This is a genomic window from Streptomyces sp. PTL18 (assembly GCF_059510295.1).
In genome coordinates this window covers 77,257-97,791 of sequence record NZ_JCAJZO010000013.1, presented here as the reverse complement: position 1 = coordinate 97,791, position 20,535 = coordinate 77,257, and the positions used below count along the sequence as shown (strand labels likewise).

General features: G+C 70.6%; 19 protein-coding genes and 2 pseudogenes. 11 read left to right on the top strand and 10 right to left on the bottom strand.

The genetic code is table 11. From position 1 onward, the window contains the following. Positions 1-14 precede the first annotated feature (14 nt). From AC5WS8_RS23845 to AC5WS8_RS23820, 6 genes and pseudogenes are all read left to right on the top strand, one after another. Positions 15-614, top strand: coding sequence for an ABATE domain-containing protein (locus AC5WS8_RS23845; RefSeq protein WP_496105485.1), 600 nt, complete (start codon positions 15-17; stop codon positions 612-614). Positions 615-1,129: 515 nt separating this feature from the next. Beyond that, complete coding sequence (locus AC5WS8_RS23840) at positions 1,130-1,786, top strand: GntR family transcriptional regulator (RefSeq protein ID WP_496105484.1); 657 nt, start codon at positions 1,130-1,132, stop codon at positions 1,784-1,786. Then, on the top strand, positions 1,783-2,694 hold the full coding sequence (locus AC5WS8_RS23835) for a dihydrodipicolinate synthase family protein (RefSeq protein WP_496105483.1): 912 nt from the start codon (positions 1,783-1,785) through the stop codon (positions 2,692-2,694). The genes AC5WS8_RS23840 and AC5WS8_RS23835 overlap by 4 nt, the downstream gene beginning before the upstream one ends. Next, a complete protein-coding gene (gene araD / locus AC5WS8_RS23830) occupies positions 2,682-4,412 on the top strand; it encodes an L-arabinonate dehydratase (protein WP_496105482.1) in 1,731 nt (576 codons plus the stop codon). Before AC5WS8_RS23835 ends, araD begins: the two co-directional genes overlap by 13 nt. A gap of 119 nt (positions 4,413-4,531) precedes the next feature. Next, positions 4,532-4,852 (top strand): annotated as a pseudogene (locus AC5WS8_RS23825) (pectinesterase family protein); the annotation flags it as partial. Between the two features lie 94 nt (positions 4,853-4,946). Next, positions 4,947-5,741: an HAD family acid phosphatase gene (locus tag AC5WS8_RS23820; protein ID WP_496105481.1), complete on the top strand. Its 795-nt coding sequence runs from the start codon at positions 4,947-4,949 to the stop codon at positions 5,739-5,741. 194 nt (positions 5,742-5,935) lie between these two features. Here AC5WS8_RS23820 and AC5WS8_RS23815 read toward each other — a convergent pair whose 3' ends face one another. Continuing rightward, a complete protein-coding gene (locus AC5WS8_RS23815) occupies positions 5,936-6,784 on the bottom strand; it encodes a hypothetical protein (protein WP_496105480.1) in 849 nt (282 codons plus the stop codon). Beyond that, on the bottom strand, positions 6,781-7,338 hold the full coding sequence (locus AC5WS8_RS23810) for a SigE family RNA polymerase sigma factor (RefSeq protein WP_496105479.1): 558 nt from the start codon (positions 7,336-7,338) through the stop codon (positions 6,781-6,783). Before AC5WS8_RS23810 ends, AC5WS8_RS23815 begins: the two co-directional genes overlap by 4 nt. Before the next feature lie 256 nt (positions 7,339-7,594). Between AC5WS8_RS23810 and AC5WS8_RS23805 the strand changes: the two genes are divergently transcribed. After that, positions 7,595-9,046 carry an NCS2 family permease gene (locus AC5WS8_RS23805; protein ID WP_496105478.1) on the top strand — a complete coding sequence of 484 codons (1,452 nt, stop codon included), beginning with the start codon at positions 7,595-7,597 and terminating at the stop codon, positions 9,044-9,046. 39 nt (positions 9,047-9,085) lie between these two features. Here the strand turns inward: AC5WS8_RS23805 and AC5WS8_RS23800 are convergent, their stop codons facing one another. The 3 genes from AC5WS8_RS23800 to AC5WS8_RS23790 form a co-directional block, all read right to left on the bottom strand. Further along, positions 9,086-10,543, bottom strand: coding sequence for a peptidoglycan D,D-transpeptidase FtsI family protein (locus AC5WS8_RS23800; RefSeq protein WP_496105477.1), 1,458 nt, complete (start codon positions 10,541-10,543; stop codon positions 9,086-9,088). Positions 10,544-10,618: 75 nt separating this feature from the next. Next, positions 10,619-11,092 (bottom strand): GNAT family N-acetyltransferase, encoded by a 474-nt coding sequence (locus AC5WS8_RS23795; protein WP_496105476.1) that lies wholly within the window; start codon positions 11,090-11,092, stop codon positions 10,619-10,621. Positions 11,093-11,095: 3 nt separating this feature from the next. Next, positions 11,096-11,869, bottom strand: a complete 774-nt coding sequence (locus AC5WS8_RS23790; RefSeq protein WP_496105475.1) for an IclR family transcriptional regulator — start codon at positions 11,867-11,869, stop codon at positions 11,096-11,098. 133 nt (positions 11,870-12,002) lie between these two features. On the opposite strand from AC5WS8_RS23790, the gene AC5WS8_RS23785 reads away from it, so the two are divergent. From AC5WS8_RS23785 to AC5WS8_RS23770, 4 genes are all read left to right on the top strand, one after another. Continuing rightward, a complete protein-coding gene (locus AC5WS8_RS23785; RefSeq protein ID WP_496105474.1) occupies positions 12,003-13,532 on the top strand; it encodes an aldehyde dehydrogenase (NADP(+)) in 1,530 nt (509 codons plus the stop codon). Positions 13,533-13,553: 21 nt separating this feature from the next. Next, on the top strand, positions 13,554-14,162 hold the full coding sequence (locus AC5WS8_RS23780) for a DUF1349 domain-containing protein (RefSeq protein ID WP_496105473.1): 609 nt from the start codon (positions 13,554-13,556) through the stop codon (positions 14,160-14,162). Positions 14,163-14,633: 471 nt separating this feature from the next. Further along, a complete protein-coding gene (locus AC5WS8_RS23775) occupies positions 14,634-15,350 on the top strand; it encodes a DsbA family oxidoreductase (protein ID WP_496105472.1) in 717 nt (238 codons plus the stop codon). A gap of 98 nt (positions 15,351-15,448) precedes the next feature. Continuing rightward, positions 15,449-16,498, top strand: coding sequence for an aminotransferase class V-fold PLP-dependent enzyme (locus AC5WS8_RS23770; protein WP_496105471.1), 1,050 nt, complete (start codon positions 15,449-15,451; stop codon positions 16,496-16,498). Between the two features lie 152 nt (positions 16,499-16,650). On the opposite strand, the gene thpD is transcribed toward AC5WS8_RS23770, so the two are convergent. The 5 genes and pseudogenes from thpD to AC5WS8_RS23745 form a co-directional block, all read right to left on the bottom strand. Continuing rightward, entirely contained in the window at positions 16,651-17,562 is a 912-nt protein-coding gene (gene thpD, locus AC5WS8_RS23765; protein ID WP_496105470.1) for an ectoine hydroxylase, read from the bottom strand. Between the two features lie 6 nt (positions 17,563-17,568). Further along, entirely contained in the window at positions 17,569-17,967 is a 399-nt protein-coding gene (locus tag AC5WS8_RS23760; protein ID WP_496105469.1) for an ectoine synthase, read from the bottom strand. A gap of 30 nt (positions 17,968-17,997) precedes the next feature. Beyond that, positions 17,998-19,269, bottom strand: coding sequence for a diaminobutyrate--2-oxoglutarate transaminase (ectB, locus tag AC5WS8_RS23755; RefSeq protein ID WP_496105468.1), 1,272 nt, complete (start codon positions 19,267-19,269; stop codon positions 17,998-18,000). Positions 19,270-19,328: 59 nt separating this feature from the next. Beyond that, positions 19,329-19,877 carry a diaminobutyrate acetyltransferase gene (gene ectA / locus AC5WS8_RS23750; protein ID WP_496105467.1) on the bottom strand — a complete coding sequence of 183 codons (549 nt, stop codon included), beginning with the start codon at positions 19,875-19,877 and terminating at the stop codon, positions 19,329-19,331. Between the two features lie 357 nt (positions 19,878-20,234). Continuing rightward, positions 20,235-20,422: pseudogene (locus tag AC5WS8_RS23745) on the bottom strand (alanine--glyoxylate aminotransferase family protein); the annotation flags it as partial. Positions 20,423-20,535: the final 113 nt, after the last annotated feature.

Genomic DNA, 20,535 nt, shown 5'->3' with positions numbered 1-20,535 from the left:
GTACCATGAGAATCATGAGTCAGTCCCCGACGGCCGATCCGGCCCCGCCCCCCGCGCCGGGCGAGGAGCAGTACCGCTCCCTCGCCCTCGCCAACAGCGTGATCGCCCTGCCCGGTGGGCAGTTCATCGACCTGCTCGGCAGCCCGGCGGCGGCGAACGAGTGGCTCGTCGACCGTGGTCTGGCTCCCGCCGACGCCGGTATGCGGGAGATGTGCGCGGCCCAGCTGCGTTCGCTGCGCGAGCAGGTCAGGACGCTGCTCGCCTCCCGCGTCGCCGCGGTTCCGGCACTCCCGGCCGCCGTCACCGCCGTCAACGACGCCATGAACCGGGTGCCCACGGCCCCGCTGCTGCAGTGGGACGAGAAGAGCGGCCCCTACCGGGTGACCCCGCACCCCACGAGCCAGATCGTCGACCACGCTCTGGCGACCCTCGCCGCCGACGCCGCCGATCTGCTCACCGGCGCCGACGCCGAACGCCTCACCGCATGCGGCTCCGCTCCCTGCAACCGCTACCTGCTCCGCCACGGCCGCCGCCACTGGTGCTCCACCCGGTGCGGCGACCGCGCCCGCGCCGCCCGCGCCTACGCCCGCCGCACCCGGCCCGAGGGTGACTGAGGAAACCATCGCGCCCCGCGGGGCCGTGGCCGGGAAGTGCCCGAGCGATGAGCTTCGCGCCCGGCGCCGGTCCCTCCTTTCGGAGGCGGTCCGAGACAGTGGAACCGGAGGAGACCGCGACCGACACGACGTTCGATTTGGGGCCGTAGGCGAACCGTCGGCCTCAGCGGGCGGAACCCGGGCTGGAAGCCGTGAACAGCGCAGCCCGGAATGAGCAGGGGTGGGAGACGTACCCGCTCCGGCCGTCCGCTGTGCGGCGGGGCACCGAGGCGCGGTGGATGTGCGACACTCGCGCTCCCCGCGCCCCCAAACGGACGCTGAACCCCTTGCAACGAGCCATTGACACGGTGAGTGGACGTCCGTCACACCGATGCCGCAACTCCGTTCGCCAGAGGCATTGACGAAAGACGGGGACGCTCCTACCTTCAACGCGTCGTACTTCGTACGTCATATATGAGACGCGATATGCGAGATCAGATACGCGACATCGCCTACGCGACATCCGAGAGGCGCGCATGACCTCTGTCCCCACGCCGATCCCGTCTCGCACGCAATACGTGCTGGAGGGGATCAAACACCGCATCCTCAGCGGGCAGCTGACGCCCGGCCAGGCCCTGGTGGAGACCGAACTCGCCGCACAGTTCGGGGTGTCGAAGACCCCCGTGCGCGAGGCGCTCAAGACTCTGGCCGGGACCGGGCTCGTCGTGATGAACCAGTACAAGGGCGTCACGGTGCGCATGGTGGACGCGGACATGGCACGCGAGGTCTATGACGTCCGCCTGCTCCTGGAACCGGAGGCGCTGCGGCGCTCGGTGCGGCTCGGGGCCTCCCTGGAGGCCGCGCGCGACGCGCTGCAGCGGGCCGACGAGGCGAACGACTCCGCCGAACGCTCCCTCGCCAACCGGGAGTTCCACCGCGCCCTGTATCTGCCGTGCGGCAACCCGCTGCTCGGCCGGATGCTCGACGAGGTCCGCGACCAGGCCGCCCTCGTCTCCGCCGTCGCCTGGGCCGCCGACCCCTCCTGGGAACGGGAGGCCACCGAGCACCGCGAGATCCTGCGGCTGGCCCTGGAAGGCGACGCCGACGCGGCGGCGAGCGCCCTGCACGCCCACATCGCGTCGTTCGTGCAGCGAGCCTTTCCCGAACCCCGCCAAGAGGGAGGTCAGGAATGAGCAGCGTGACGTTCGAGACCCAGCGGGCGGCCCTGACCGACGTGGTGGCGATCCCGGTGACCCCCTTCACCGAGGACGACCGCGTGGACCGGGACGCCCACCGGGCCCTGCTGCGTCGCCTGCTCGACGGCGGGGTGAGGACCCTGACGCCGTGCGGCAACACCGGCGAGTTCTACGCCCTCGCCCCAAAGGAGCGGCGTCTCGTCACCGAACTGACCGTCCAGGAGACGGGGGAGCGGGCCGCCGTCCTGGTCGGGGTGGGGCACGACGTGCCCACCGCCCTCGCCTCCGCCCGGCACGCCCGTGAGGTGGGTGCCCGGATGGTGATGGTCCACCAGCCCGTCCACCCGTACGTCTCGGCCGCCGGCTGGGTCGACTACCACCGCGCGATCGCCGAGACGGTGCCCGAACTGGGCGTCGTGCCCTACATCCGCAACGCCCGGTTGCCCGGCACGCGGCTGGCCGAGCTCGCCGACCACTGCCCGAACGTCATCGGGGTGAAGTACGCCGTCCCGGACGCCGCCAGGTTCGCGGCGTTCGCCCGTGACGCGGGCCTCGACCGGTTCGTCTGGGTGGCGGGTCTCGCCGAACCGTACGCGCCCTCCTACTTCTCGGCGGGCGCCACGGGCTTCACCTCCGGGCTTGTGAACGTCGCCCCGTCCGTTTCGCTGAACATGGTCGAAGCGCTTCGAGCGGGCGACTACCCGGCCGCCATGAAGGTCTGGGAGCAGATCCGCCGCTTCGAGGAGCTGCGCGCCCGGAACGGCTCCGCGGACAATGTCACCGTGGTCAAGGAGGCCCTCGCCTCGCTCGGGCTGTGCCGCCGGGACGTGCGCCCGCCGAGCAGGGTGCTGCCCGAGGAGGCGCGCGCGGAGGTCGCCGCCATAGCCGCGGGGTGGTCCGTGTGAAGAAGCCGGAAGAGCTCAGAAGCCACCAGTGGTACGGCACCGACGGGCTGCGCTCCTTCAGCCACCGGGCCCGCACCCGCCAGCTCGGCTATCTGACCGAGGAGCACCTGGGCAAGCCCGTCATCGCCATTCTGAACACCTGGTCCGACATCAATCCTTGCCATTTACATCTGAGGGATCGGGCGCAGGCCGTGAAGCGGGGGGTGTGGCAGGCGGGCGGCTTCCCGCTGGAGTTCCCGGTCGCCACGCTCAGCGAGACCTTCCAGAAGCCGACCCCGATGCTCTACCGCAACCTGCTCTCGATGGAGACCGAGGAGCTGCTGCGGTCCTACCCGGTCGACGGGGCCGTACTCCTGGGCGGCTGCGACAAGTCCACGCCCGCGCTGCTCATGGGCGCCGCGAGCGTCGACCTGCCCACCGTCTTCGTGCCCGCGGGGCCGATGCTGCCGGGCCACTGGCGCGGTGAGGTCCTCGGCTCGGGCACCGACATGTGGAGGCACTGGGACGACAGGCGCGCCGGCCTCATCGGTGACTGCGAGATGCGGGAGCTGGAGAGCGGCCTCGCCCGCTCGCCCGGGCACTGCATGACGATGGGTACGGCGTCCACACTGACGGCCGCCGCCGAAGCGCTCGGTGTCACGGTCCCCGGCGCGTCCAGCATCCCCGCCGTCGACTCCGGCCACGACAGGATGGCCGCCGCGGCGGGCCTGAGGATCGTCGAACTGGTCCACCGGGACCGGAAGCTGTCCGAGATCCTGACCCGTGGGGCGTTCGAGGACGCGGTGACCACGGTCCTCGGACTCGGCGGCTCCACCAACGCCGTCATCCACCTGATCGCCATGGCCGGACGGGCCGGGGTCAGGCTCACGCTCGACGACTTCGACCGGATCGCGCGCACGGTCCCCGTGCTCGCCAACGTCCGGCCCGGCGGCGAGCGGTATCTGATGGAGGACTTCCACTTCGCGGGCGGCCTGTCCGGGTTCCTCTCCCGCATCCCGGACCTGCTGCACCTGGACCGGCCGACGGTCTCCCACGACACCCTGCGCGAGCAGATCGCGGACGCACGGGTCCACCATGACGACGTCATTCGGCCCCGCGACAACCCGGTCGCGCCCGAGGGCGGGGTCGCCGTCCTGCGCGGCAACCTCTGCCCGGACGGCGCCGTCATCAAGCACATCGCCGCCGAACCGCACCTGCTCGAACACACCGGTCCCGCCGTCGTCTTCGACGACTACAGGACCATGCAGCGCACCATCGACGACCCCGCCCTGGGCATCACCGCGGACAGCGTGCTGGTGCTGCGCAACGCCGGGCCCAGGGGCGGCCCCGGAATGCCCGAGTACGGGATGCTGCCCATCCCCGACCACCTGCTCAAGCAGGGCGTGCGGGACATGGTGCGGATCTCCGACGCCCGGATGAGCGGAACGAGTTACGGCGCGTGCGTGCTGCACGTCGCCCCCGAGTCGTACATCGGCGGACCGCTCGCCCTGGTGCGCACCGGGGACAGCATCACCCTCGACGTCGAGGCCCGCACCCTGCAGCTCAACGTGGACGACGCGGAGCTCGGGCGCCGAAGGACGGAGTGGACGCCGCCGCCCGCGCGGTACGAGCGCGGCTACGGAGTGCTCTACAACTCCCACATCACCCAGGCCGACACCGGCTGCGACTTCGAGTTCCTGGCCCGGCCCGGCCAGGTCCCGGACCCGTACGCCGGCTGACGCACCGCAGGACCCGGAGCCTTCGGTGCCTGCGCACGCGACGAGGCGTACTACCGGCGCGCCCCGTGGGCCGGCAGGCGCCGCCTGAACGGCGTCGACGTCGTCGACGGCGCGCTCACCGGAGCCGGATCACCAGCGAGGCTCCGGACGCGTTCTGCAGGCTCGCACGTCCCTGGGTGCCGGGCTCCGACCCCACCGCCCGCCCGATGCCGACCGTCCGGGACACCTGGCTCGGGCCCGGGATCGACGCGGTCGCGCCCTACACCGACATGCGGGACGCCTATCCGTGGCAGTCCATGCGCTTTCCCGAGTACCGCAACACAGGACCGGGGGCGGCGATCACCGCTCCCGAGAACCGTCCCCAGCTCACCGACACGGAAGCCGCGCTGCACACCCGGGACACCTACCTGGGCGACCGGCGGCCCGGCGTGACCCGTTGAGGGGGACAACCGTGGGCCCGTTGGCCGATCGAGAAGGTATCGATCGGGCAACGGGCCTCGCGCTCACCACCGTGACGCGCGTAGAAAACCTGTCATGCATAAGTCACTTCGTATAGCGGCCCTCGTCGCCGCCTGTGCCGTCGCCGGCGGCGCCCTCTACGGCGCCGGCGCGGCCACCGCCGGTCAGTCGACGGCGAACTCCACGCACGAGCCCTACAACATCGGGCTCCTGGTGAAGGACATCGACACCTACTACGGCACCACGGCCGACGCCGACGGTGTCTACCAGGCGTCCCCCGACAGCCCGTACGCCAAGGACCTGGCGCGCATCGACGCGCAGGCCCGGCGGTACATCGACAAGGCGGCCCGCAAGGCGCACCACCGGGGCGAGAAGCCGGCCGTCGTCTTCGACATCGACGACACCCTGCTGCTCAGCCTCGACTACGAGAAGCGGTACAACTACACGTACAACTCGGCGACCTGGGCCGCCTACGTGAACAAGGCGGACCGTCCCGCCGTCTTCGGCAGCCCCGAACTCGTCCGGTACGCCGCGTCCAAGGGCGTCGAGGTCTTCTACAACTCGGGTCTGAGCGAGGCGCAGCGCTCCGCCGCCGTGGAGAACCTGAAGAAGGTCGGCGCCGATGTGAACCTCGACGCCGGCCACATGTTCCTCAAGGACGCGGCCAACCCGCCGTCCTACCTGAGCGGCTGCGCGGCCCCGGGCGCCTGGAAGTGCACCACCGTGCAGTACAAGTCCGGCACCCGCGAACACATCGAGGACCTGGGGTACGACATCATCGCCGACTTCGGCGACCAGTACTCCGACCTCGAGGGCGGATACGCCGACCGTACGTACAAGCTGCCCAACCCGACGTACTTCGTCAGCTAGGCCGCACCGGTGGTACCGACCGCAGGGTCGGTACCACCGGCAGGATCGTGCCGTCGGCCGCGAACCGCATGCGGTCGACGGTCGTCTCCCGGTGCATGCCGTCCCCGCCCGCCGTGCCGGGGCCGTTCAGGGCGAACCGGTGGTGGACGATGGACCAGTGCGGGCGTTCTCGCGCGCCTCCCGGCCGTCGCTTCCTACGAGCCGCGGCCCGCGCCGCCGCCGTGTGCCGTGAAGCCGCCCTTCACCGCAAGCTGCTCGCCGCCCGCCGTCGCCGTCATCGTGTAGCTGTCGTTCCCGGCGTCCCGGCTGCCGCGGTCGTGGTCGAACTGCCCGGCGAACACCCACTGGCCCGCCGGGACCGTACGGCCCTGTTTGAGCACCCAGGTGTAGACGAGGAAGCCGTCCTTCTCGGCGACCGCGGACGTGAAGTCCTGCTCCGGCAGCGACCGCCAGGCGCCCGTCGAGGACACCCCGCCGGTCTGCGCGACCCTCAGCACGACGGTGAGCGAGGTGAGTTGCGCACCGGTCTTCAGGGTCAGGTTGCTCTGCGCCCAGAAGTCGTTGCTGTGCGGGTCCACCGAGCCGTCCGACCACAGCGGGCCGTCCTGGCCGCCGGAGCCGGGCGGCGGGGCGGTGGCGGTCGCGGATGCCTCCGGGCCCGTCGAGGGGGACGGGCCCGGTTTCCCGGAGCCGTGCGAGCCCGCGCCGGGTGCCGGCTCGGCCGGGCGGACCGGCGCGCGGCTCGTCGCGTCCGGGGACGGGGGCGGCGGGGGAGAGACGGCCACCGGCTGCTGGGCGGGTGTGTCGTCCTCCACCGCCGAGGCGACCGCGTAACCGCCCACCGTGAGGACGCCGGCGACCCCGGCCGTGGCCCCCACGACCCGCACCCAGCCCCACAGCGGCGGACGTGTCGCCCGGCGGCCGGGACGGGACCGCGCGGTCATCCCGCGCTCGACGCGGGCCAGGATGCGCGCGCGGTCGGGCTCGTGCGCCTCGGCCGCCGCGTGCAGCCCGGTGCGCAGCTCGTCGTGCACGTTCCTCATCGGTCCCTCCCTCCGGTGCGCACCACCGCGGCGTGAACACGCCGAGGAGCCTCGGCGGTGCCCAGCAGCCGCTGCAATTCGGCCATACCCTTCGACGTCTGGCTCTTCACCGTACCCACCGAGATGCCCAGCGCGAGCGCCGTGTCCTTCTCGGAGAGGTCGAAGGCGTGCCGCAGCACCACGCACGCCCGCTTGCGGAACGGCAGGCGGCGCAGGGCCTCCTGGACATCGACGACGGCCGGCACGTCCGGGTTCTCGGCCTTCTCCTCGCGCTGCGACCAGAAGAGAGCGATGCGGCGGCGCTCGCGCACCGCACTGCGGATCCGGGTGCGGGCCAGGTTCGCGACCACCCCGCGCGCGTACGCCACCGGGTGGTCGGCGGCGCGCACCCGGTCCCAGCGGTGCCACAGCGCGAGCAGCGCGTCGGCCGCCAGATCGTCGGCGGCGTCCGCCTCCCCGGTCAGCAGATGGGCGAGCCGGGCGAGTTCCGCGTAGTGCCGCTCGAAGAAGGCGTGGAACTCCACGGAGGCGGCGTCGTCGACGACAGTGCCCACGGGCGACCTCTCCTCGCAGCGGCTCCGGCACCCGAGAGGGCGCCCCTGTGTGTCACGTGGATGCCATGTGGGGACGGCTGGAGTGCGTCCCGGGCGGGACGCGGAAGCCTAGCAGCGTTCGTACGGCACTTCGAACGTGGTGTGGAGGGCCGAACTCCCCGATTCTGTAACACGGAGAACACCTGAAACGCGTCCACCAGGGGAACAATCCAGCCAGCATCCCGCACCGGTTCAACAGGCGCCAAGGAGTCCTGTCATGCCCGAAACACAGAAGGCGGCCGGCCGGCCAAGTGCCGCGCCCCCGGCGGCCCACGGCCTCGACCAGTTCTTCCGGATCTCCGAACGGGGCTCCACCTTCGGCCGTGAGATACGCGGCGGCCTTGCCACGTTCTTCACCATGGCCTACATCCTTGTCCTGAATCCGATCATCCTGGGCAGCGCCAAGGACAAGTTCGGCCACCAACTGGACACCGGCCAACTGGTCACGGCCACCGCGCTGGTGGCCTGTGTAATGACGATCACCATGGGTGTCGGTGGCAACCTGCCGCTCGCCATCGCCGCCGGCCTCGGCCTCAACGCCGTCGTCGCCTTCCAGCTCGCCCCGCTGATGAGCTGGGCCGACGCCATGGGTCTCGTCGTCATCGAGGGCATCCTCATCTGCGTCCTGGTCCTCACCGGACTACGGGAAGCGATCATGAACGCGATCCCGCAGCAACTGAAGCAGGCCATCGGCGTGGGCATCGGCCTGTTCATCGCGTTCATCGGTTTCGTCGACGCCGGGTTCGTCAGCCGCATCCCGGACGCGGCGCACACCACCGTGCCGGTGCAACTGGGCGCCGTGGGGCGCCTGACCGGCTGGCCGGTGCTGGTCTTCTGTCTCGGGGTGCTGCTCACCATCGCGCTGCTCGCCCGCAGGGTGAAGGGCGCGATCCTGATCAGCATCGTGTCCATGACGGTCGTCGCGATCCTGATCAACGCCGTCGCCGGCATCAAGAGCTGGGGCCTGACCACCCCGAAGGTCCCCGACAAGATCGTGACGACCCCCGACTTCGGGCTCGTCGGTCACTTCAGCCTGTTCGGCGCCTTCGGTGAGACCGGCGCGATCACCGTGATCATGCTGATCTTCACCCTGATCCTGTCGGACTTCTTCGACGCCATGGGCACCATCGTCGGCATCAGCGCCGAGGCCGGGCTGCTCGACGAACAGGGCCAGGTGCCGCGCATCGGCCGGGTCCTGTTCATCGACGGCGCCGCCGCGATCGCCGGCGGCGTGGGCTCCGCCTCCTCCAACACCGCGTACATCGAGTCCGCCGCCGGTGTCGGCGAGGGCGCACGCACCGGGTTCGCCAACCTGATCACCGGCGGGCTGTTCGGCCTCGCGCTCTTCCTCACGCCGCTGCTGACCATCGTGCCGCTCCAGGCGGCGGCGCCCGCCCTGATCGCAGTCGGCTTCCTGATGATGACGCACGTCAAGCACATCGACTGGGACCGCTACGAGATCGCCATTCCGGCGTTCCTCACCATCGCCGCGATGCCGTTCACGTACTCGATCACCGACGGCATCGGCGCCGGGTTCGTGTCGTACGTCGTCATCAAGACGGTCCTCGGCAAGGCCAGAGAGGTCAACTGGCTGCTGTGGGGCGTGTCGGCGCTGTTCCTGGTGTACTTCGCGATCGACCCGGTGGAGCAACTCCTCGGAGTGAAGTGAGGCCGGGCGGCAGCCCCGTCACGGGGCTGCCGCCGAGCCTCAGCTCTTCAGCGCCGCCTGCATCATCGCCTTGGCCACCGGCGCCGCCAGACCGTTGCCGCTGACCTCCGAGCGTGCCGCGTCCGACTGCTCGACCACCACCGCGACCGCGACCTCCTTGCCCGTCGTGCCGGACGTGCCGTACGACGTGAACCAGGCGTACGGCACCTGGCTGTTGTTCTCGCCGTGCTGTGCGGTACCGGTCTTGCCGCCGACGGTGACGCCCGGTATCCGCGCGTTCGTACCCGTGCCCTTCTCGACGACCGTCTGCATGGCGGACTGCAGCTGCGCGGCGGTGGACGAACTCACGATCCGCTTCGTGGACGTGCTGTTGTCGTAGTTCTTCAGCACATCGCCGCCGCTGTCGGTGATCTGCGACACCATGTGCGGGCCGACCAGCTCACCGCCGTTGGCCAGGGCGGCGGACACCATGGCCATCTGCAGCGGGGTGGCGGTCACGTCGAACTGGCCGATGCCGGACAGGGCCGTCTGCGCCTTGTCCATCGTCGACGGGTACACGCTCGCGTAGGCCCGTACCGGCACGTCCAGCTGGTCGTCGTCGAAGCCGAACTTCTCGGCCATCGCCTTCACCTTGTCGTGGCCGAGGTCGACGGCCATCTTCGCGAAGACGTTGTTGCAGGAGTATTCGAGCGCCGTGCGGATGGTGGCGTTCGCGCAGGGCGCGTTCGGGTTCTCGTTCGACAGCTCGTGGGTGGTGCCCGGCAGGGTGTACGGGTCCGGGCTGACCGTCTTCTGGTCCACCGACGAGTAGAGCCCGTCCTCCAGCGCGGCCGCCGCCACCACCAGCTTGAACGTCGAGCCCGGCGGCAGCGGCCGGCGCAGCGCGCGGTTGATGAGCGGTTTGTCCGGGTCGGCGGTGAGCCGCTTCCAGGCGGTCGCCGCGGTGTTGGCGTCGGTCAGCGACGACGGGTCGTAGGACGGGGTGGACACGACCGCGAGGATCCGGCCGGTCTTCGGGTCGATCGCCACGGCCGCGCCCTTCTTGTCGCCGAGCGCGTGGTACGCCGCCTTCTGCACGTCCGGGTCGATCGTCGTGACCACGTTGCCCGGCGCGGCCCGCTGGTTGGTGATCGTGCTCATGACGGTCTTCAGACGCGGGTCCGTGCCGTCGAGCAGATCCTGGTAGATGCCTTCCAGCTGGGTCGGCGCATAGGCCTGCGAGGCGTAGCCCGTCACCGCGGCGTACAGCTTGCCGTCGGTGTAGGTGCGCTTGTACGCGAGGTCGCCCCCGTTCGTCCGCGCCGAGCCGGTGACCGCCCTTCCGGCCACGATGATGTTCCCCAGCGGCTGCGAGTACCTCTCGATCGCGCCGCGCCGGTTGTCCTTGTCGTCCGCGAGCGCCTTGCCGTCGTAGAACTGCACCCAGGTGGCCCTGACCAGCAGGGCGACCACCAGGACCAGCACGAAGACGGAGGCGCGCCTGATCGTCTTGTTCATCCCGCCCGGAAGACGAACGGGACGGGCCCGATCGTTCCCGAACGCCCCTTTTCTCATCCGGCGCTCAGGAACGGCTCAGGCGTCCAGCATCAGCACGACCTCGTCGATCTCCTCGCCCCGCGCGTGCGCGTACCCCCTGGCCCGCGCGGCCTGACGGAACCCGCACTTGCGAAGGACGCGCAGCGACCCCGCGTTGTCCGCGGCCGCCCGTGCGTACAGCGGGCGTTCCGGCACCTCGGCCAGCAGCCCGCGCAGCGCGGCCGTCGCCACGCCCCGCCCCCAGTACGCGCGGTCGATCCAGTACGTCACCTCGCGCTCACCGGGGTCCCCGTACACGGCGGCGCTCCCCACCACGTCACCGTCCGCGAGGACCGTACGGGCGAGGACGCCGGACGAGGACCGTATCTTCTTCCAATGGGCGTCGAAGACGTCCCGGTCGGCCGGGTCCCCGGGCGTGAACGCGGCCATCCGGACCGCCTCCGGATCGCTCATCTGGCGGTAGAAGACCGGCAGATCGCTGTCATGGACCGCGCGCAGCACGACCTCCATGGTTCACAGCCTCCGGGTGGCGAGCGTCAGACGGTCCCTCGCGTCGAACAGCGCGTCCTTGATCATCTGCTCGTGGGCCGGGGTCAGCCGCGCCACCGGCACCGAACAGCTGATCGCGTCGCGGGCCGGAGTGCGGTAGGGAATCGCGACCCCGAAGCAGCGCAGCCCCAGCGTGTTCTCCTCCCGGTCCACGGCGAAGCCCTGTTCGCGGACCTGGTGGAGCTCCTCGATGAGCTTCTCCCGGTCCGTGATGGTGTGCTCGGTCAGCGCCGGAAGCGTCTCCGGGAGCATCTTGCGGACCTGCTCGTCCACGTACGTGCTCAGCAGCGCCTTGCCCAGCGACGTCGAGTGCACGGGCAGCCGGCGCCCGACCCGGGTGAACGGACGCAGGTAGTGCTGCGACTGGCGGGTCGCCAGGTACACCACGTTCGTGCCGTCCAGGCGCGCCAGGTGGATCGTCTCCGTCGTGTCGTCCGACAGCCGGTCCAGGGTCGGCCGGGCCGCCGCCACCACCTCGTCGCCGTCGATGTACGACGTGCCGACCAGCAGCGCCCGCACCCCGATGCCGTACCGCGTGCCCGTCGCGTCCGTCTCCACCCAGCCGAGCTCCACGAGTGTGCGCAGCAGCATGTACAGACTGGACTTGGGGTACCCGACCGCCTCCTGCACGGACGCCAGGGAGTGCAGACCGGGCCGGCCGGCGAAGTACTCGAGCAACTCGACCGTCCGCACCGCGGACTTGACCTGCGCCCCGCCGCCTGTCTCGCCTGCCGACATCGCCCTTGACCCCTTCGTTCGCCGGGAAATAGTCTCCGAGCAGCATATTCATCATCAGAGACGGTGTTCAGTATATCGAACGCCTCTGGTCGGTGACGTACGAACTGCGGCATGACATCTGGAGGGACCCGCGGTGGCAGCAGCACCAGTCTGGAGTGTCGATCCCCGTACCGGGAAGCAGCGCGAGCAGGTTGCGCTGGAGGCCACAGCCGACGAGGTGGACGCCGCCGTCCGCGCGGCCCACGACGCCCGCGGCTCCCTGGCCGACCGCACGGTCCGCTCCGCCTTCCTGCGCACCGCGGCCGACGAGGTGGAGGCCGCCGGGGCCCAGCTCGTCGAGGCGGCGGACGCCGAGACCGCCCTCGGCCCGGGGCGGCTGACGGGTGAGCTCGCCCGCACCTGCTACCAGCTGCGCGCCTTCGCGGAGATCGTCGACGAGGGCGCCTTCCTCGACGTCGTCATCAACCACCCCGACGACACCGCGACCCCGCCGATCCCCGACCTGCGCCGCTACAAGGTCCCGCTGGGCGTCGTCGCCGTCTACTCGGCCTCCAACTTCCCGTTCGCCTTCTCCGTGGCCGGCGGCGACACCGCGAGCGCGCTCGCCGCGGGCTGCCCCGTCGTGGTGAAGTCCCACCCCGACCACCCGGCCCTGTCCGAACTGGTCGCGGCGGCCCTGCGCCGCGCCGCCGAGCGGCACGACATCCCCAAGGGCGTCGTCGGTCTCCTCCACGGTTTCCAGGCGGGCATCGAGCTGATCAAGCATCCGCTGATCACCGCCGCCGGGTTCACCGGTTCGGTTCGCGGCGGTCGTGCCCTCTTCGACGCGGCGGCGGCCCGTCCCGTCCCCATCCCCTTCCACGGTGAACTCGGATCGCTCAACCCGGTGGTCGTCACCGAGGCCGCCGCAGCCGAGCGCGCCGAGCAGATCGGCACCGGTCTCGCGGGCTCCATGACCCTGGGCGTCGGCCAGTTCTGCGTCAAGCCCGGCCTCGTCCTCGCCCCGGCGGGCGCGGCGGGGGACCGTCTGGTGAAGTCCCTGACCGAGGCGGTCGGCGAGACCGGGGCCGGTGTCCTGCTCGACCACCGTATGCGCGACAACTTCATCGCCGGAGTCGCCGAGCGTGCGGCCCTCCCCGGCGTCGAGGCCCCGGTCACGGCCGGACCCGGTGGCGAGCACACCGTGAGCGCGGGCTTCCTCACCGTCCCGGCCGAGAAGCTCACCGCGGAGGGCGAGCACGACCTGCTCCTGGAGGAGTGCTTCGGCCCGATCACGGTCGTCGCCCGCTACGAGGACGAGGACCAGGCCAAGCGCGTCCTGGGCCGGCTCCCCGGCAACCTCACCGCGACGGTGCACCTGTCGAGCGAGGAGGCGGCGGGGGAGGGCCGTGGAGCGGAGATCCTGCAGGAGCTCACCCCGCTGGCCGGGCGCGTGCTCGTCAACGGCTGGCCCACCGGGGTGGCGGTGGCGCCCGCCCAGCACCACGGTGGGCCGTACCCGGCGACGACGTCCACGTCCACGTCGGTCGGCGGTACGGCGATCGAGCGGTGGCTGCGGCCCGTGGTGTACCAGAACGCTCCGCAGGCGCTGCTTCCGCCGGAGCTGCGGGACGACAACCCGCTGGGTCTGCCCCGGCGGTTCAACGGCCGCCTGGAGCGGTGAGGTATCTGGGACACTCTCCAGATGGACCTCGAACTTCCCGAACTGCCTTTCCTGCTGCGTACATACGGACCCGAAGTTCACTGGTCGTACGAGAACGGGGTGCTCACCGGCTGGGCGGGAGCCCGGCAGGATCGGTTCGTGCCGCCCACCGGTGAGTCCCTGGACGCCGCCTCCGACGCGCCCCGGCTGCTCGGGGCGCCGGAAGGGGACTTCCAGCTGATCGCCCGTGTCACCGTCGGCTTCGCCGGCGCCTTCGACGCCGGTGTGCTCTACGTCCACGTCGGCGAGCGGGCGTGGGCGAAGCTGTGCCTGGAGTACTCACCGGACGTGCCCACCGTGTGCACCGTGGTGACACGGGGCCACTCCGACGACGCCAACTCCTTCACCGTGGAGGGAAGTTCGGTGTGGCTGCGGGTCAGCCGGACCGGCCGGGCCTTCGCCTTCCACGCCTCGCGGGACGGGAAGCGGTGGACGTTCGTCCGGCTGTTCACCCTGGGCGACGAGAAGGAGACGGGGGCGGCGCTGGTCGGCTTCATGGCCCAGTCGCCGATGGGCGAGGGCTGCGTGGTGACGTACGACGGGATCGAGTACCGCCCGCACTGGCCGCAGGACCTGCGGGACGGTTCATGACGAACTGAGCGGACGCCGCAGGCGCAGTGTGGGCCGGGCCGTCGTGACGGGCAGCACCGCCGGCGCCCACCGCGTCCCCGCCTCGAATCCGCCGCCGACCGGCGCACCGAAGTTCCCCCGGACGCCGCTGCCTCCGAACGGGGCAACGCCTGCGCCGACACCCGCGGCTGGGCCATGCGCAACCTCGACAAGCCGCTCACCCTCACCGACCTGGCCCGGCACGCGGGCGTCAGCGTGCGCACCCTCCCCCGCCGCTTCGACGCCGAGAGCGCGGTCAGTCCCCCGCAGTGGCTCGCCCGCCACGGCTGGGTCCCCGACCCGCGGAACCCGCCCGCCGACGGGCGGCACCACCTCTGTGCGGTACACGCTGCCCGACACGGTGCCCGGGGAATGAGACGGAGGCCCTTGAACGTTCACCAAGCCTGCGGAGGGAGGCTCCGTACCCGAACGACCAGGAGAGAAGCCGAAGACATGCGCGTGGAGATCTGGTCCGACATCGCCTGCCCCTGGTGCTACGTCGGAAAGGCCCGCTTCGAGAAGGCGCTCCACGCCTTCCCGCACCGGGACGAGGTCGAGGTGGTGCACCGCTCCTTCGAGCTCGATCCGCACCGCGCCAAGGGCGACGTGCAACCGGTCCTCACGCTGCTCGCCGAGAAGTACGGGATGAGCGAGGCGCAGGCCCAGGCAGGTGAGAACAACCTCGGCACGCAGGCCGCCGCCGAGGGCCTTCCGTACCGCACCACCGGCCGCGACCACGGCAACACCTTCGACATGCACCGCCTGCTGCACTTCGCCAAGGAGCGGGGCAGGCAGGACGAGCTGATCCAGATCCTGTACCGGGCGAACTTCGCCGAGGAGCGGTCCCTGTTCACCGAGGGTGAGGAGCGGCTGGTGGAGCTGGCCGCGGAGGCCGGACTCGCCGCCGAGGACGCCCGCAGGGTCCTCGCCGACCCCACCGCCTACGCCGACGCCGTGCGCGCCGACGAGCGCGAGGCCGCCGAGCTGGGCGCGAACGGCGTGCCGTTCTTCGTCCTCGACCGCAAGTACGGCGTCTCCGGCGCCCAGCCCGCGGAGCTCTTCGCCCAGGCGCTGACCCAGGCGTGGGGCGAACGCCCGCCGCTGAAGCCGATCGACCAGGGTGACGCGGACGCCTGCGGTCCGGACGGGTGCGCGGTGCCGCAGCGCTGAGCAACGCGCAGGTCAGAGCGCACGTATAAGCGCTCCTTGGCTGAACCGCGTAAGGATTCGCGATGGACTATGACTTCGTGGGGCCTCACAGTGGTCCCATGGAGACCTTCGAGACCCTCGTCCGCACGGAGTTCGCCCCGAAGAACATCTACCTGAACACCGCGAGCACCGGGCTGCTGCCGGCCCGCACGGTGGAGGCCATGCGGATCGCCCTGGAGGCGGCGGCCGCGGGGCGGCCCACCGACATGTTCGCCGACGTGGAGGCCGCCCGGGCCTCCTTCGCCCGGCTGACCGGGGTGTCGGGCCGCCGGGTGGCGGCCGGGGCCTCGGTCGCCGTCTACACGGGGCTGATCGCCGCCTCGCTGCCCGAGGGCGCCGAAGTCCTCACCGCCGAGAGGGACTTCAGCTCCGTCGTGAACCCCTTCCACATGCGGGGCGACCTCAAGGTCCGCACGGTCCCGCTGGAAGGGATCGCCGAATCCGTACGGCCCGGCACGGCCCTCGTCGCGGTCAGCGCGGCGCAGTCCGCCGACGGCCGGATCGCCGACCTGCCCGCCGTCAGCGCGGCGGCCCGGGAGCACGGCGCCCGTACGTACGTGGACGCGTCCCAGGCCGCCGGCTGGCTGGACCTCGACGCGGGCGCGTACGACTATGTCGCCGCCGTCGCCTTCAAGTGGCTCTTCTGCCCGCGTGGCGTGGCCTTCCTGGTGGTCCCCGAGGACCTCGGGTCCCTCACGCCGCTCTTCGCCGGCTGGGTCGCGGGGGAGGAGCCCTGGGACAGCTGCTACGGACCGGTCGCCGAACTCGCCCGTTCCGCAAGGAGGTTCGACGAGAGTCCCGCGCTGTTCTCCTACGCGGGCGCCCGCCGCTCCCTGGAGCTGCTGGAGGACCTGGGCGTGACGCGGGTGCGGTCCCACGACCTCGCCCTCGCCGACCGGTTCCGCAAGGGTCTCGACGCCCTCGGTCACGAACCGGTCCCCGCACCGGGTTCACCGATCGTGTCCGTGCCCCGACTCGGCCACCGGCAGGGCGACCTGAGCCGTGCGGGCGTCGAGGTCTCGAACCGGGCCGGCAACCTGCGCGCCGCCTTCCACCTGTACAACACGCCCGCGGACGTCGACCGCCTGCTGGACGTGCTCGCCGGCTGAACATCAACCGGGCCGGGCCTCCCGTACCGCACGAGGAGGCCCGGCCCGGTGACGCGCCGGTGTCACTTCACGGCCACTTCACGGAAGTGAAGCCCCTTACCCCGATGCTGTGATCTACGGGGGCCGACCCCGGACCCCGGCCGGGGATCGGTTCACTTCACGGGAGTGAAGTCCCGGGCGCCGATGAACTCCGGCCGGCGCACCGGCGCGGCAAAGGGCTCCACCGCCGCGTTCTCCACGCTGTTGAACACGATGAACACGTTGCTGCGCGGGAACGGGGTGATGTTGTCGCCCGAGCCGTGCATGCAGTTGCAGTCGAACCAGGTCGCCGAACCGGCCCTGCCCGTGAACAGCTTGATGCCGTACTCGGAGGCCATCTTCGTCAGCGCCTCGTCGGACGGGGTGCCCGCGTCCTGCATCTGCAGCGACTTCTTGTAGTTGTCCTTCGGCGTGGCGCCGGCACAGCCGAGGAACGTCCTGTGCGACCCCGGCATGATCATCAGGCCGCCGTTGGTGTCGTAGTTCTCGGTCAGCGCGATCGAGACGGACACCGTCCGCATGTTCGGCAGACCGTCCTCGGCGTGCCAGGTCTCGAAGTCGGAGTGCCAGTAGAAACCGCTGGCACCGAACCCCGGCTTGACGTTGATCCGCGACTGGTGGACGTACACGTCCGAGCCGAGGATCTGCCGCGCCCGTCCGACGACCCGCTCGTCGCGCACCAGACGCGCGAACACCTCGCTGATCTTGTGCACCTCGAAGACGGACCGGATCTCGTTCGACTTCGGTTCCACGATGGACCGCTCGTCGGCGCGGATCTCCGGATCAGTGACGAGCCGCTCCAGCTCCTGCCGGTAGACGGCGACCTCGTCCTCGGTGATCAGCTCGTCGATGGCCAGGAAGCCGTCGCGCTCGTACGCCTGGAGGGCGGTCAGCGAGATCGGCCCCGGCGTACCGGGAGCGCCCCACACCACCGGGTCCTGGCGCGGGACCGACACCTCGGTGGCGCCGCGGCTGGGATAGAGATCGGTGACGGCTGTGCCGGTTGTGCTGGTGGTCAGGGTCATCGTGATTCACACCTCCTCGGTGAGCAGGGGGTACACGCCGTTCTCGTCGTGGTCCTCACGGCCGGTGACGGGCGGGTTGAAGACGCAGAGGCAGCGGAAGTCCTCCTTGACGCGCAGCGTGTGCCGCTCGTGCCCGTCCAGCACGTACACGGTCCCCGGGGTGATCGTGTACGTCTTCCCGGTCTCACGGTCGGTCAGTTCCGCCTCGCCCTCGACGCACACGACCGCCTCGATGTGGTTCGCGTACCACATCGACGTCTCCGTGCCCGCGTACAGGATCGTCTCGTGCAGGGAGAAGCCGACCTTCTCCCGGGCGAGGACGATGCGCTTGCTCTCCCAGGTGCCCGACGCGGCTTTCACGTGCCGGTCGGTACCTTCGATGTCCTTGAACGAACGGACGATCACGGTACTGTGTGCCTCCTCTTCGGCGGTTTCTCAGGCGGTCTCGCGGACGGCTCGGGCGAGGTTGCCCAGGCCCTCGTCCAGCTCGTCGGGGGTGATGGTGAGGGCGGGCAGCAGTTTGACGACCTCGCTCTCGGGGCCCGAGGTCTCCACGAGCAGCCCGAGCTCGAAGGCGCGGTGCGCGACCCGGGAGGCCCGCTCCTTGTCGTGGAACTCCAGGCCCCACACGAGCCCGCGGCCGCGGTACTCCTTGATGTCGGCGAGGTTCTCCTCGGTGATCGAGATCAGTTCCTGCTCGACCTGCTCGCCGCGCGCCCGGGTCTGCTTCTCCATCGCGGACCCGTCGCTCCAGTAGGCCTCCAGGGCGGCGGTGGCCGTGACGAACGCGGGGTTGTTGCCGCGGAAGGTGCCGTTGTGCTCGCCCGCCTCCCAGACGTCCAGCTCGGGCTTGAACAGACACAGCGACATCGGCAGCCCGTAGCCGCTGATCGACTTGGACACGGTGACGATGTCCGGCACGATCCCGGCCTCCTCGAAGGAGAAGAAGGCGCCGGTGCGGCCGCAGCCCATCTGGATGTCGTCGACGATCAGCAGCATGTCCTGGCGTGCGCAGAGGTCGGCGAGGGCCCGCAGCCACTCCGGGCGGGCGACGTTGATGCCGCCCTCGCCCTGGACCGTCTCCACGATCACCGCGGCGGGCCTGTTGAGCCCGGAGCCCTGGTCCTCGAGCAGGCGCTCGAACCACAGGAAGTCCTGGACCTTGCCGTCGAAGTAGTTGTCGAAGGGCATCGGGGTGCCGTGGACGAGCGGAATGCCCGCGCCGGCGCGCTTGAAGGCGTTGCCCGTGACGGCCAGTGACCCGAGGGACATCCCGTGGAAGGCGTTGGTGAAGGACACGATGGCCTCGCGCCCCTTCACCTTCCGCGCCAGTTTCAGGGCCGACTCGACGGCGTTGGTGCCCGTCGGGCCCGGGAACATGACCTTGTAGGGCAGGTCGCGCGGGCGCAGCACCACGTCCTGGAACGTCTGCAGGAACGAACGCTTGGCGACGGTGGACATGTCGAGCCCGTGGGTGACGCCGTCCCGCTCCAGATAGTCGATCAACGCCCGTTTCAGGACGGGGTTGTTGTGGCCGTAGTTGAGCGATCCGGCGCCGGCGAAGAAGTCGAGGTACTCGTGCCCGTCCTCGTCGTACATGCGGCTGCCCTGCGCGCGGTCGAAGACGGTGGGCCAGCCGCGGCAGTAGCTGCGCACCTCCGACTCGAGGGTCTCGAAGACGCTGAGGTCCGGCTGGGTGATGGTCACGACGAAAACGCTCCTCGGGGTGTGGGGAGGGGAGTCGGACGGGGGGTGTGGGTGGAGGATCAGGCGGTGTGCGGCAGAGGTCCGATGCGGTAGAGGACCTCGGGGTCGTGCGGTCCGTCCGGGAAGTGGGGCGTGTCGAAGAGCACCTCACGCTCGACGGTGGCACCGTGCCGGACGGCGAACGAGGTGAACAGCCGCTCGGACGCGGTGTTGCCGGGGGTGATGGTGGTCTCGACGCCGGTGACTCCGTGCTCTGCGGCGGCCCGTGCCGCGACGGCGTCGAGCAGACGGGCGGCGAGACCGCGCCCGCGGTACGCGGCGTCCACGGCGACCTGCCACACGAGGAGGGTGCGGGGGCGCTCCGGCCGCAGGTACGCGGTGAGGAACCCGACGGGCCGCCCGTCGGGCTCGGCGCGCACCACCGCCGAGGTGCCGGCGAAGTCACGGCACCACAGCAGATAGCTGTAGGAGGAGTTCAGATCGAGGGCTTCGGAGTCCTTGGCGATACGCCAGAGAGCGGCGCCGTCCGCCACCTCCGGACGGTCGATCCGCAGCTCCTCCGGCGTTTCCAGGAATTCCGCTGACAGGTCTGCTTGTGCGGCGGTCATGCGGATTGAATTTACCCATGGAAATTCGAAAATGCATCGCCGGAGGGGGTTACGGACGGGCGTTGGATGTGTTATCGCGCGGGCGCGTCCGTACGCGCGAGCCGGTGGCCTTTGTTGGAGATATATGCCGACATTACCGGACGAAACATCTGCACTGTGGAGTCGGTCACACGTTGGTGACCTGGGTGAGATCTGCCCGAATTACCCCGGAAAATTTTCGCAGAATCTTTGTGTTTAGGTCGGAGAAGATCGGGAAGGAGAATACGGGGAGCTACCCTGGAAGGGAATTCAAGAATTACCTGGAAGGCGCCCGGAGTGCAATGCCTATTTCAGGTGCCGGTAACTCCTTCCTCGAACACCGGAGGCAGTCCCATACGGCCCCGTGATCACGTTCGGCGCCGTCGCATCCTGCCCGGCCTCCCGCGGATCGTGCCCTCCAGCGGCAGCAGGGGCTCGCCCTGCGTGATCACGCCGTCCTGCTCGGTGGACGGCGGTCGCGCCACCCGGTCCTCGACCGAGGTGAAGCGGGCGGCGCTCGGCGGGGGAGGTCCGGGAGGGCGCGCGGCGGTGCTCTCTTCGCCCGCGGAGGCGGGCGGTGTCGGTGTCGCCGGTTGCCGGTGGCTGCGGCGGTGTCGCATGGCGGTCTTGAGGGTATTCG

Coding starts and splice junctions, on each gene's coding strand:
- AC5WS8_RS23820 (WP_496105481.1), top strand. CDS start 4,947: ATGCATAAGTCACTTCGTATAGCGGCCCTCGTCGCCGCCTGTGCCGTC.
- AC5WS8_RS23800 (WP_496105477.1), bottom strand. CDS start 10,543: ATGAACAAGACGATCAGGCGCGCCTCCGTCTTCGTGCTGGTCCTGGTG.
- AC5WS8_RS23840 (WP_496105484.1), top strand. CDS start 1,130: ATGACCTCTGTCCCCACGCCGATCCCGTCTCGCACGCAATACGTGCTG.
- AC5WS8_RS23845 (WP_496105485.1), top strand. CDS start 15: ATGAGTCAGTCCCCGACGGCCGATCCGGCCCCGCCCCCCGCGCCGGGC.
- AC5WS8_RS23815 (WP_496105480.1), bottom strand. CDS start 6,784: ATGAGGAACGTGCACGACGAGCTGCGCACCGGGCTGCACGCGGCGGCC.
- AC5WS8_RS23835 (WP_496105483.1), top strand. CDS start 1,783: ATGAGCAGCGTGACGTTCGAGACCCAGCGGGCGGCCCTGACCGACGTG.
- AC5WS8_RS23805 (WP_496105478.1), top strand. CDS start 7,595: ATGCCCGAAACACAGAAGGCGGCCGGCCGGCCAAGTGCCGCGCCCCCG.
- AC5WS8_RS23775 (WP_496105472.1), top strand. CDS start 14,634: ATGCGCGTGGAGATCTGGTCCGACATCGCCTGCCCCTGGTGCTACGTC.
- AC5WS8_RS23770 (WP_496105471.1), top strand. CDS start 15,449: ATGGAGACCTTCGAGACCCTCGTCCGCACGGAGTTCGCCCCGAAGAAC.
- thpD (WP_496105470.1), bottom strand. CDS start 17,562: ATGACCCTGACCACCAGCACAACCGGCACAGCCGTCACCGATCTCTAT.
- AC5WS8_RS23795 (WP_496105476.1), bottom strand. CDS start 11,092: ATGGAGGTCGTGCTGCGCGCGGTCCATGACAGCGATCTGCCGGTCTTC.
- AC5WS8_RS23790 (WP_496105475.1), bottom strand. CDS start 11,869: ATGTCGGCAGGCGAGACAGGCGGCGGGGCGCAGGTCAAGTCCGCGGTG.
- ectA (WP_496105467.1), bottom strand. CDS start 19,877: ATGACCGCCGCACAAGCAGACCTGTCAGCGGAATTCCTGGAAACGCCG.
- AC5WS8_RS23780 (WP_496105473.1), top strand. CDS start 13,554: ATGGACCTCGAACTTCCCGAACTGCCTTTCCTGCTGCGTACATACGGA.